Here is a 12047-nt window from a genome sequence, read left to right as displayed (position 1 = left end):
AGTCAGTTTTTTAACGTACCTTTGCAACATTATTAAACGTTTTTGTTATGAATCAGAGAATTATCATATCTACTCATCTGGAGAGTGAGATTGCCAATGCGCTCACAGAATGCGAGCACGACAAGATTTTTATCCTTGTCGATGAGGTGACGAAGGAAAAATGCCTTCCGGTTATCCAGGGATTCTTTACGCTGAAAAATGCACAGGTCATCAAGATAGGTGCTACAGACACCCATAAGAACCTGGAAACAATAGCACATGTATGGAAATCGCTCGGCGATGGCGGCGGTTCACGACACTCTTGTCTCATCAATCTCGGTGGCGGCATGGTAACTGACCTCGGCGGTTTTGCAGCTTCCACCTTCAAACGCGGCATCAACTTCATCAATATCCCTACTACCCTGCTTGCCATGGTGGATGCATCGGTTGGCGGTAAGACGGGTATCAACTTCAACGGACTGAAGAATGAGATAGGTGTATTCAACGATTCTAAGTTTGTCATCCTCGACACGGAATTCCTGCGCAGTCTGGATGCCGAGAACATCTGTTCTGGCTATGCAGAGATGTTGAAGCACGGACTCATCTCAACGGAGGATATGTGGAAGGAACTGATTACCTTCGATTTGGCAAATCCTGATTTAAAGCATCTGCAGCAAATGGTGGCTGACAGCGTGAAGGTAAAGGAACGCATCGTAGAAGAAGATCCTCATGAGCAGGGTATCCGCAAGGCACTGAACTTAGGACACACCTTCGGTCATGCCTTTGAGAGTTGGGCCTTGAAGCGCAAGCCTATTCTGCATGGTCATGCGGTTGCTTTCGGTATGATCTGCGAACTATATCTCAGTGCCACACATACAGGTTTCCCTACCGAAAAGATGAGACAGACCGTAAGTTTCATCAAGGAATACTACGGCACATTGCCTATCACCTGTGATGACTACGATGAACTGATAGAGTTGATGCACCACGATAAGAAAAACCAGAACGGCATCATCAACTTCACCCTCTTGGGAGGCATCGGTGACATCCGCATCAACCAGACGGCTTCCGTGGACGAAATCAAGGAAGCACTGGATTTCTTCAGAGAAGGATAATCTTATGAAATGTTGGAGAGAATGTGTATCAGCAGAAGGAAGAATGAAGATACACAAACTCTTCAACATTTATATTTTAGACCTTTTCTATATTCAAATATGAAACCTTTTCATCATCATGTTAAACCTTTATTTATATAATGTATATGAGAAAAATATTATTCTACCTATTTCTATTGACCGTTACGGGCATACAGGCAAATCCTGTAGATGACATCCTGGAACGCATTGACAAAGGCGCTTCACGCAAGTTTCAGACCATACTGGTAAAATCAGACAAAGACTTTTTTGAGATTGACCAGAAGTCTCATCCTTCCTCCAACAGCAGGAAAACTTCATCTCCTATCATCATCCGAGGCAACTCTTGGGTGAATATTGCCGTGGGTGTCAACTGGTATCTCAAACATTATGCCGGCATCCATATCTCCTGGAACAATATGACGGCTAAAATACCTGCCGTATTGCCACGAGTTGAGAAAAAGGAGCGCCATGAGACAGATCTCAAATTGCGCTATGATTTCAACTACTGCACCTTCTCCTACTCGATGGCTTTCTGGGACTGGAACCGTTGGCAGAAAGAAATCGACTGGATGGCTCTGCATGGCATCAACATGCCGCTTGCCATCGTAGGCGAAGAATGCGTATGGAGAAACATGCTCCTCAAGTTAGGCTATACAGAGGAAGAAGTCGGCAAATTCATTGCCGGTCCTGCTTTCCTGGCTTGGTGGGGAATGAACAACCTCGAGGGATGGGGCGGTCCGCTGCCACTCAACTGGTACAAGCAACAGGAAGTATTGCAGAAGAAGATATTGGCAAGAATGAAAGAGCTTGGTATGAAACCTGTCTTGCCGGGCTATTGCGGTATGATGCCTCATGACGCCAAAGAAAAGTTAGGACTCAACGTGACTGATGGTGGTCGCTGGAATGGTTATCAGCGCCCTGCCAACCTATCGCCTACGGATGCCCGATTTGCAGAAATCGCAGACCTATATTATAAGGAGCTCACCCATCTCTTCGGTAAGGCTTCCTATTACTCCATGGATCCTTTCCACGAAAGCAATGATGATGCTGCAGTTGATTACGGAAAAGCAGGAAAGGTGCTGATGGATGCCATGAAGCGTGCCAATTCTAAGGCAGTGTGGGTGGTTCAGGGATGGACCGAGAATCCACGTCCACAGATGATAGAAAATCTGAAGGTTGGCGACCTCCTCATACTCGACCTCTTCTCTGAATGCCGCCCGATGTTCGGAAGTCCGAGTATCTGGAAACGGGAAGGTGGATACGGCAAGCATCAATGGCTCTTCTGTCTTCTGGAGAACTTTGGCGGAAACGTGGGTCTTCATGGAAGAATGGATCAGCTTCTCAACAACTTTTATCTCGGAACGGGGAAAACGGACACCCAAAAGCAAGAGAATTCTTCACTCATCACTAACTCTTCACTGAAGGGCTGGGGCTTTACGATGGAAGGTTCAGAAAACAACCCGGTGATGTTCGAACTGATGAGCGAACTGCCTTGGAGAGCGGAGAAGATGACCAAGGAAGAATGGATCCAGGAATACTGCTTTGCCAGATATGGCGTCCACGATGACACAATCGTGAAAGCCTGGACTTTGCTTGCAAAAAGCATCTACAACTGTCCGCTCGGCAACAACCAGCAAGGTCCCCATGAGAGCATCTTCTGCGGACGTCCATCATTAAACAATTTCCAGGTTTCCAGCTGGTCGAAAATGCACAACTACTATGATCCGGAAGACACCCGACAGGCTGCCATCCTCTTCGCACAAGTAGCTGATAAATACAAAGGAAACAACAACTACGAATATGATCTCGTGGATATCTGCCGACAGGCTCTCGCCGATCAGGGCAGAAAACAGTACCTGCAGACGATTGCCGACTACAATGCCTTTGCCCGTAAAGACTTTGACAAGAATGCAGACCGATTCCTGAAGATGATTCTCCTGCAGGACAAACTCTTAGGCACCCGTTCTGAATTCCGTCTGGGACATTGGACAGAACAGGCACGCAAAATCGGCAAGACTACGGCAGAGAAAGACCAATATGAATGGAATGCTCGTGTACAGATTACCACATGGGGAAACCGCACCTGTGCTGATAAGGGAGGGCTCCGAGACTATGCACACAAGGAATGGCAAGGTTTACTGAAAGACTTCTACTACAAGAGATGGAGTACCTATATGAAGGCATTAGAAGACCAGATGAAAGCCAGCACCCAAGTGGATTACGAAGCGTTAGGCGGTGGCAAGAATGCTAACAAGACTGCTGCCGAACTATTCCAAATGGCATTGCCTGGCGGTCCGGTAATTGACTGGTATGCTATAGAGGAACCATGGACTTTGCAGCACAATACCTACAGTGATCAACCTGAAGGAGACTGTGTGGAAGTGGCGAAGGAAGTTATCAATTTTATCAGATAAGAACTATTAAGAACAAGATAAAACACCCAGAAAACTATGATCAGACTCAAATCTCTGGATATCATGCGAGGGCTCACAGTAGCCCTCATGATATTGGTCAATAATGGCGGTGAACAGAACTATCATATTCTGACGCATAGCAAGTGGAACGGCTTGACTCCCTGCGACCTGGTCTTTCCTTTCTTCCTCTTCATGATGGGTATGTCCACCTATTTGTCTTTGAGAAAGACGGAGTTTAAGCCCTCGCTAATTATCTACAGAAAAATCGCAAAACGCACCATCTTGCTTTTCCTTATCGGACTCAGTATCAACTGGTTTGATATGATTTGTTCGGGTAATGGATTAGACTTTGCGCATCTGCGTATATGGGCAGTCTTACAGCGCATAGCCCTCTGTTATGGCATTGTATCCCTGTTGGCCATCCATATCAACCAACGGTATTTTGTCCATATCATCCTCGGCATCATCATAGTCTATATGAGCATCTTAGCTTTCGGCAACGGTTATGCCTACGATGCATCAGTCAACATCATCGCCCAGGCAGATCTCCATTTTTTCGGCTACGATCACCTCTATCATAAGAGTCCGGTAGATCCCGAAGGACTGCTGAGCACATTGCCAGCCATCGCCCATACGATGATAGGTTTCCTCTGTTGCAAATACATCAGCATTGCAGGTCAGAACGTTCATTCCAAAATTAAGTTTTTGAAAATCAGTGGTCTTGTCATGCTCATTCTTGGTTTCTTCCTTTCCTTGATTGGTTTCGGCATCAATAAGAGAATATGGAGTCCAAGCTATGTATTTGTGACCTGTGGTTTTGCTGCCTGGATCTTGAGTCTGCTCATCCAATGGATTGACAGGGGTGAAATCAGTGCAGAAGGAAAGAATGAAGCAAATGCAGAAGGAAAGACGATAAAAACAAAGGAGAATCCGATAACAGTTCTGTTTCTGTCTTTCGGAATGAATCCACTTTTTCTTTATGTCCTGAGCGAGTTCCTTGCCATCGTTTTCGGAACATACGGCATCAAGGACGACCTGTTAGGCCTCATCAGGAATGTCATTTCAGACGAGTATCTGGTTTCCCTCACCTATGCCCTGTTTTTTGTTGCCATTCATGCAGCGATGGGCATCTGGATGTACCAAAAGAAGATTTTCATTAAGCTATAATGCAAATGTTTGCACAACTATTTCCGACTTATTATATTAAAAAGCATAAAAATAAGGTGGAGTTCAGAAAATTATTTGTATTTTTGCAGACAGAATAACAAAATTAGATATATCTAAATAGAATATGAACATTTTAGAGTTAAGCGAACAGGAAATCGTTCGCAGACAAAGTCTTCAAACATTGCGCGAGATGGGCATTGATCCATACCCAGCTGCAGAGTTTCCAACCAATGCATTCAGCACTGATATCAAAGCTGAATTCAAAGATGAGGAAGAGCCACGCCAGGTAGTCATCGCAGGTCGTATGATGGGCCGACGCGTAATGGGTAAAGCCAGTTTCGCAGAGTTGCAGGACTCAAAGGGAAGAATCCAGGTCTATATCGCACGCGACGAGATTTGTCCAGACGAGAACAAAGACCTTTATAATACTGTTTTCAAGAAACTTCTCGACATCGGTGACTTCATCGGTATAAAGGGTTTTGTTTTCCGCACACAGACTGGCGAGATTTCAGTTCATGCCAAGGAACTGTGCCTGCTCTCTAAGAGTTTGAAACCACTCCCTATCGTAAAATATAAGGATGGTGTTGCTTACGACAAGTTCGACGACCCTGAGTTGCGCTATCGTCAGCGCTATGTTGACCTCATCGTCAACGATGGCGTAAAGGATACTTTCTTGCAGCGTGCTACTGTTCTCCGTACACTCCGCAGCGTTCTCGACAACGCTGGTTATACAGAGGTGGAGACTCCTACTCTCCAGAGCATCGCTGGTGGTGCTTCTGCCCGCCCATTCATTACTCACTTCAATGCGCTCGATCAGGATATGTATATGCGTATCGCTACTGAGCTTTATCTGAAGCGCCTTATCGTAGGTGGTTTCGAGGGTGTTTATGAGATTGGCAAGAACTTCCGTAACGAGGGTATGGACCGTAACCACAACCCAGAGTTCACCTGTATGGAACTTTATGTTCAGTACAAGGACTACAACTGGATGATGTCATTCACTGAGAAATTGCTTGAGACGATCTGTATCGCAGTCAATGGAAAGCCAGAACGCGAGATAGATGGTAACATCATTAGCTTCAAGGCTCCATATCGCCGTCTTCCTATCCTCGATGCCATCAAGGAAAAGACTGGTTTCGATTGCAACGGCAAGACAGAGGAAGAAATCCGCGCATTCTGCAAGGAGAAGGGCATGGATGTAGATGAGACCATGGGTAAGGGTAAGTTGATCGACGAACTCTTCGGCGAGTTCTGCGAGGGTACTTTCCTCCAGCCTACTTTCATCACCGACTATCCTGTTGAGATGTCTCCACTGACTAAGATGCACCGTTCTAAGCCTGGTTTGACAGAGCGTTTCGAGTTGATGGTCAACGGTAAGGAGCTTGCTAACGCATACTCAGAGCTCAACGACCCAATCGACCAGGAAGAGCGTTTCATCGACCAGATGAAGTTGGCTGACAAGGGTGACGATGAGGCAATGATCATCGATCAGGACTTCCTCCGTGCCCTCCAGTATGGTATGCCTCCTACATCAGGTATCGGTATCGGTATCGACCGTCTCGTCATGTTGATGACAGGCAAGACCTTCATCCAGGAGGTATTGTTCTTCCCTCAGATGAAGCCAGAGAAGAAGATGCCACAGAGTACTATCAAGGAATGGGCTGAGATTGGCGTGCCAGAGGATTGGGCATACGTGCTCCGCAAGGCAGGTTTCAACCTGATTTCTGACATCCGTGAAGAGAAGGCTCAGGGTCTTCAGCAGAAGATCGGTGAAATCAACAAGAAGTACAAACTCGGCTATGAGAAGCCTTCTGTTGATGATATCCAGGGCTGGATTGACGCAGCAAATAAGTAATATATATTAATGTATAATTGGGGCAGCATACTCCAATTATACATTATTAGTTATACATTAAACATAAAACGAAGTGTTCAACTGCGGAAAAATTGCTATTATTGGCGGCGGTAGCTGGGCTACGGCAATAGCCAAGATTGTGGTGGGGCATACTCATCACATAGGTTGGTATATGCGACGCGACGACCGCATCGAGGACTTCAAGCGCTTGGGGCATAATCCTGCCTATCTGATGTCGGCAAGATTCAATGTGGATGAGATTTTCTTCTCTTCAGACATCAATAAGATTGTGCAGAACTACGACACACTCGTATTCGTCACCCCATCGCCTTACCTTAAGAATCATCTCAAGAAACTCAAGACTCGCATCAGCGACAAGTTTATCATCACAGCCATCAAGGGTATCGTACCTGACGAAAACCTCGTTTGTTCGGAATATTTCCATCAGGTATATGACGTGCCTTATGAAAACCTGGCTTGTATCGGTGGCCCTTCTCATGCAGAAGAAGTTGCGCTGGAGCGTCTGAGTTATCTCACCGTGGGCTGTAGCGACACAGATAAGGCTCGCGCCTTTGCCAACGACTGTTTGGCAAGCGAGTATATCAAGACCAAGACTTCAAGCGATGTCATCGGTATCGAATACTCATCGGTCTTGAAGAATGTATATGCTATTGCTGCAGGCATCTGTGGCGGTCTGAAATATGGCGACAACTTTCAGGCGGTGCTCATGTCGAATGCCGTTCAGGAGATGCACCGTTTCCTCACTGCCGTCCACCCTATCGACCGCAGCATGTACGACTCAGTATATCTCGGTGACCTGCTCGTTACAGGTTACAGTAATTTCTCACGCAACCGCACCTTCGGTACCATGATAGGTAAAGGCTATAGCGTGAAAAGTGCACAGATAGAGATGGAGATGATTGCCGAGGGATTTTTCGGTACAAAGTGTATGAAGGAAATCAATCGCCACATGCACGTCAACATGCCAATTCTCGATGCTGTATATAATATACTGTACGAGCGCATCAGTCCGCAAATCGAAATCAAACTCTTGACTGATTCGTTCAGATAATGGAGAAACATTAACACATTCATTTAGATATTTAAATAAGAAAATGAAAAGTATCAGCTTAAACATTACTAAGGCTGCATCATTCCTCGCAGAAGGTGCAGTAAAGGCTTACGAGCCTAAGGTAAAAGCCGCTCAGGAAGCTCTTGAGAACGGCACTTGTGAAGGTAACGATTTCTTGGGATGGTTGCATTTGCCATCTTCTATCACTCCTGAGTTCTTGAATGAGATTCAGGCTGTTGCCAACACATTGCGTGAAAAGTGTGAGGTTGTTGTTGTTGCTGGTATCGGTGGTAGCTACCTTGGTGCTCGCGCCGTTATCGAAGGTCTCAGCAATTCTTTCGCTTGGCTCGTAAATGATAAGAAGAATCCAACTATCCTTTTCGCAGGTAACAACATCGGTGAGGATTACCTCTACGAGTTGACTACTTTCTTGAAGGACAAGAAGTTCGGTGTTATCAATATCTCTAAGTCTGGTACCACAACAGAGACTGCTCTCGCTTTCCGTCTCTTGAAGAAGCAGTGCGAGGATCAGCGTGGCAAGGAAGAGGCTAAGGATGTGATCGTAGCCGTTACCGATGCTAAGAAAGGTGCTGCCCGTACTTGCGCTGACAAAGAGGGTTATAAGAGTTTCATCATTCCTGACAATGTAGGTGGTCGTTTCTCAGTTCTTACTCCAGTAGGTTTGTTGCCTATCGCAGTTGCTGGTTTCGACGTAAAACAGCTCGTTGCTGGTGCTGCTGACATGGAAAAGGCTTGCGGTAAGGACGTTGCTTTCGATGAGAACCCTGCTGCTATCTATGCAGCTACTCGTCAGGCACTCTATACACAGGCTGGCAAGAAGATTGAGATCGTTTGCAACTTCCAGCCAAAACTTCACTACTTCGCTGAGTGGTGGAAGCAGCTCTATGGTGAGAGCGAGGGTAAAGACCAGAAGGGTATCTTCCCTGCAGCTTGCGACTTCACTACCGACCTTCACTCTATGGGTCAGTGGATTCAGGAAGGTGAGCGTTCTATCTTCGAAACTGTTATCAGCGTAGAGACTCCTAACGAGAAGTTGCTCTTCCCTCACGATGATGAAAACCTCGATGGTTTGAACTTCTTGGAGGGCAAGCGTGTGGATGAGGTGAACAAGATGGCAGAACTCGGTACTCGCTTGGCTCACGTTGACGGTGGTGTTCCTAACATCTTGGTTAACGTACCTGAGTTGAACGCTTACTACCTCGGTCAGTTGATCTACTTCTTCGAGAAGGCTTGCGGTATCAGCGGTCTCTTGGAAGAGGTAAACCCATTCAACCAGCCTGGTGTTGAGGCATACAAGAAGAATATGTTCGCATTGCTCAACAAGCCTGGTTATGAGGCTGAAAGCAAGGCAATCCAGGAGCGTTTGGCTAACGAGAAATAATCGATATTAAGAAATCATTTCATTATTGATGAAAGAAATTATTTCAAAATACTTAAAAGACCACGGCTTTGGGGAATTCAACCCTAAAGCCGTTCTTTTTGATATGGATGGCGTGCTATACAACAGTATGCCTAATCATGCCGTAGCCTGGCAGGAATCGATGAAGCAGTTTGACATCCACATGACTGCCGCTGATGCTTATGCTACAGAGGGAGCACGAGGTATTGATACCATCAAGATGATGGTGAAAAAACAGAAAGGTATCGATATATCTCTGGAAGAAGCTCAGAAAATGTATGATGTAAAGACGGATATCTTCCACTCTATGCCAACGGCAGAAATCTTCCCTGGTGTTAAGGAAATCATGCAGAAGATTAAGGATGCTGGTATGCAAGTGGGTGTGGTTACCGGTAGCGGCCAGCGCCCTCTCATCATGCGCCTACTCAATGACTTCGGCGATTTTCTGGATGAAGAACATATTGTAACTGCGTATGACGTGAAACGTGGAAAACCAAACCCAGACCCATACCTGATGGGATTGCAGAAAGCGGGCAATCTTCAACCATGGGAAGGCATCGTTGTAGAGAATGCTCCATTAGGAGTCAGAGCGGGTGTTGCTGCTAACATCTTCACGGTAGCTATCAATTCCGGTCCATTACCAGATAATGAGTTATCTGATAAAGGCAGTAATCTTCTTTACCATCAGATGACCGAGTTCTGCAATGACTTCGAGAGTTTAATAGAAATGGCACATCAGCAGAGCCAGATATTCAAAAACAACAAAAACGTGTAAGTAAACATCATTACTTACACGTTTTTGTTTGATTTTTATATTCGTATAATTCGATTCCTTTATAGGACAATTTAATGATAGCCGATTTTTATTTAAACAATTCAGATAGTGATACTTTCCTTGACAATTTATTATTCTTTCAACCAACGACCAATCAGATCAATAATTTCCTGACGAGTAGGCTCTGGGAAGGAAAGAATACGGGTCTTATGAGAACCTCCCGGACACATATAAACATGCAAATTGTGTTTGTTCTTCGTAAATGGAAGTCCATAAATACCAGAAGCACTCCATGGGTCGATAGAACCATAAATATAAACCATCTTAGGATCATTCTTACTCAAGAAATCTACTGTGTGCTTATATAATACAGGAGAAAAATTCACGTTCTCCGCATCCTTCGGCAACATCAACCGATGCAAATATCCCTTTGCCGTCTTAATACTCAGATATCTTTTGAATGGTTTTGTATAATAGCCATAGTAACCTAATTCTTTAGCTGCCTGCACATCAAATGAGAAATAAGGATTCTGATTGGAGAAATAATCGGGTTCACAATGACTCATCCAATACTTGAATACTGCTAAATCATCAGCCTCTCTTGTAGGAATCTTTTGGATATCAGAGCCCCACTGCCAGAAAGCAAACGCATACTCAAAGACTGAGAAGTCATATATTTCAGCCAAAGGTGCATTGAATGTATAATGCTTGTCATTGCAATATTTCTCAAGCAGAGGAAGAAGAGCTGCCTTGCGCTTAAAGAGCAGAAGTTGGAAATCGAGCACTTTCTGTCTGTTTTCAGGAGTCGAAACCTCATATTGGAGAAATTTCTCATGTCTGCCATCCTCAACACTTCTGTTGAGTGGAGCTACGTATGGAACAGAAATATCCACATCGTTTGGAAAGTAGGAACGGTAGAACATGGTTGTCTGACCACCCTTACTGATGCCTGTAGCAATCCACTTACCCTTATATAAAGCATGTAATGCTTCATTCACATGATGCAAATCATAAAGAGAATTCTCCACTGTCAGATAATCCCAGTTGCAAGGGTTTGGCATGGACTTATCAAAATAACGGTACTCCACGGTAATGATATTGGTATCGAAGAGCTTAGACAGTTCCTCTATATATCCCTCATGCAACGCATAATTGGCATCATAGCCTTCTGTAACAAGTACTGTTGGACGGTCAAAACCGCGATGACAGAGCACAACTCGCTGCTCAAACTGACCAGCCTGCGGGTTCTTAGCATCTAATTGCTGCTTGATAAAGAACACGTATTTTTCTGGGAAACAAGTACTCTGCAGCGGTTCCACTTTACTCACACCAGGAAGAGCCGCTAACCGTTTACCAGCTTCACCCAATTCTGCTGCCAACATCTGCAAAGGCAGGATGAGCAACATCAACATCAACAAACAAGCTGACTTTAATGATTTTGTTTTCTTAAAAAATTTCATTGCTTTCAAAGATATTATACTTTTGAAGATATTATATTTTGAAATACAAAGGTACTGCAAAAACCAGAGAAAAAAGAAAATAAAATGAGAAAAAGTATAATTTGATGAATCTTCCCCACAAAAACGTAGCAGATTGCTTTGCTATTCCATCAAAAAAACTTATCTTTGTGCCCGAATTTCAGTACAATTCAAATACAGAACAGCATATTGTACTTGTGAATAAAAAGAATTAAAAGGATAAATACGATAAAGGACAAATATTAAAAAGAAAGATATGAAAAAGATTATTTTTCCAATCATGTTGATTACAATGTTGGCTTCATGCTCAGAAAGCATTGAAGACAGAGCAGCAAGAGAGGCTAAGGAATATACAGAGAAAGTATGCCCTACTCCTTTCGTGAATGATGGGCGCACAGACAGTACGGTATTCGACAAGAATACCCGTACCTATATTTATTATATGACTTTGAGAAACAAGGCAGATAATGTCATACTCATCAAACAGAACCACAAGAAACTTTATGATGTACAAAAGCAGTCATTAGACAATAATCCTGGACTTCAGAAATATAAAGAAGCCCATTTCGCTTTCAGATTCATCTATCATTCTGCTAAAAATCCAAAAGAAGTTCTATTGGATGACACCTTTAAATATTAAGACAGAAAAGATCGTAGATTAAAAGCAGAATAAGACAAAGATTACAAGCAGAAAAAGTCCCGAAGAAAGATTTAATTCTCCGGGACTTTTATATTGTTTCTACTGGGAAAC

9 protein-coding genes are annotated in these 12047 nt (G+C 44.2%); 8 read left to right on the top strand and 1 reads right to left on the bottom strand.

What is annotated here, in order from left to right; genetic code table 11:
• The first annotated feature begins 47 nt into the window (after nucleotides 1-47).
• From aroB to KUA50_RS02815, 7 genes are all read left to right on the top strand, one after another.
• Nucleotides 48-1094 (top strand): 3-dehydroquinate synthase, encoded by a 1047-nt coding sequence (gene aroB / locus KUA50_RS02845; RefSeq protein ID WP_022111151.1) that lies wholly within the window; start codon nucleotides 48-50, stop codon nucleotides 1092-1094.
• Nucleotides 1095-1240: 146 nt separating this feature from the next.
• A complete protein-coding gene (locus KUA50_RS02840) occupies nucleotides 1241-3529 on the top strand; it encodes an alpha-N-acetylglucosaminidase (protein ID WP_218457396.1) in 2289 nt (762 codons plus the stop codon).
• A 36-nt stretch (nucleotides 3530-3565) separates the two neighbouring features.
• Complete coding sequence (locus KUA50_RS02835) at nucleotides 3566-4696, top strand: acyltransferase family protein (RefSeq protein WP_218457395.1); 1131 nt, start codon at nucleotides 3566-3568, stop codon at nucleotides 4694-4696.
• A 124-nt stretch (nucleotides 4697-4820) separates the two neighbouring features.
• Nucleotides 4821-6551, top strand: coding sequence for a lysine--tRNA ligase (lysS, locus tag KUA50_RS02830; RefSeq protein ID WP_218457394.1), 1731 nt, complete (start codon nucleotides 4821-4823; stop codon nucleotides 6549-6551).
• 73 nt (nucleotides 6552-6624) lie between these two features.
• On the top strand, nucleotides 6625-7623 hold the full coding sequence (locus tag KUA50_RS02825) for an NAD(P)H-dependent glycerol-3-phosphate dehydrogenase (RefSeq protein WP_022111146.1): 999 nt from the start codon (nucleotides 6625-6627) through the stop codon (nucleotides 7621-7623).
• Between the two features lie 43 nt (nucleotides 7624-7666).
• Complete coding sequence (locus KUA50_RS02820) at nucleotides 7667-9025, top strand: glucose-6-phosphate isomerase (protein WP_218457393.1); 1359 nt, start codon at nucleotides 7667-7669, stop codon at nucleotides 9023-9025.
• Between the two features lie 28 nt (nucleotides 9026-9053).
• Complete coding sequence (locus tag KUA50_RS02815) at nucleotides 9054-9818, top strand: HAD family hydrolase (RefSeq protein ID WP_218457392.1); 765 nt, start codon at nucleotides 9054-9056, stop codon at nucleotides 9816-9818.
• A gap of 131 nt (nucleotides 9819-9949) precedes the next feature.
• Here KUA50_RS02815 and KUA50_RS02810 read toward each other — a convergent pair whose 3' ends face one another.
• The gene (locus KUA50_RS02810; protein WP_256624304.1) at nucleotides 9950-11278 is read right to left on the bottom strand and encodes a S28 family serine protease; all 1329 of its coding nucleotides are present in this window, start codon (nucleotides 11276-11278) and stop codon (nucleotides 9950-9952) included.
• Between the two features lie 274 nt (nucleotides 11279-11552).
• Between KUA50_RS02810 and KUA50_RS02805 the strand changes: the two genes are divergently transcribed.
• Nucleotides 11553-11936: a membrane lipoprotein lipid attachment site-containing protein gene (locus tag KUA50_RS02805; protein WP_218457391.1), complete on the top strand. Its 384-nt coding sequence runs from the start codon at nucleotides 11553-11555 to the stop codon at nucleotides 11934-11936.
• Nucleotides 11937-12047 lie beyond the last annotated feature (111 nt).

The organism is Segatella hominis (genome assembly GCF_019249725.2).
Lineage (GTDB): Bacteria > Bacteroidota > Bacteroidia > Bacteroidales > Bacteroidaceae > Prevotella.
The sequence above is the reverse complement of the archived record's forward strand: the minus strand, read 5'-3'. Positions and strand labels throughout refer to the sequence as shown.

What these genes read in the sequence shown, in the direction of transcription:
- aroB (WP_022111151.1), top strand. Translation starts at nt 48, where the DNA reads ATGAATCAGAGAATTATCATATCTACTCATCTGGAGAGTGAGATTGCC.
- KUA50_RS02840 (WP_218457396.1), top strand. Translation starts at nt 1,241, where the DNA reads ATGAGAAAAATATTATTCTACCTATTTCTATTGACCGTTACGGGCATA.
- KUA50_RS02835 (WP_218457395.1), top strand. Translation starts at nt 3,566, where the DNA reads ATGATCAGACTCAAATCTCTGGATATCATGCGAGGGCTCACAGTAGCC.
- lysS (WP_218457394.1), top strand. Translation starts at nt 4,821, where the DNA reads ATGAACATTTTAGAGTTAAGCGAACAGGAAATCGTTCGCAGACAAAGT.
- KUA50_RS02820 (WP_218457393.1), top strand. Translation starts at nt 7,667, where the DNA reads ATGAAAAGTATCAGCTTAAACATTACTAAGGCTGCATCATTCCTCGCA.
- KUA50_RS02815 (WP_218457392.1), top strand. Translation starts at nt 9,054, where the DNA reads ATGAAAGAAATTATTTCAAAATACTTAAAAGACCACGGCTTTGGGGAA.
- KUA50_RS02810 (WP_256624304.1), bottom strand. Translation starts at nt 11,278, where the DNA reads ATGAAATTTTTTAAGAAAACAAAATCATTAAAGTCAGCTTGTTTGTTG.
- KUA50_RS02805 (WP_218457391.1), top strand. Translation starts at nt 11,553, where the DNA reads ATGAAAAAGATTATTTTTCCAATCATGTTGATTACAATGTTGGCTTCA.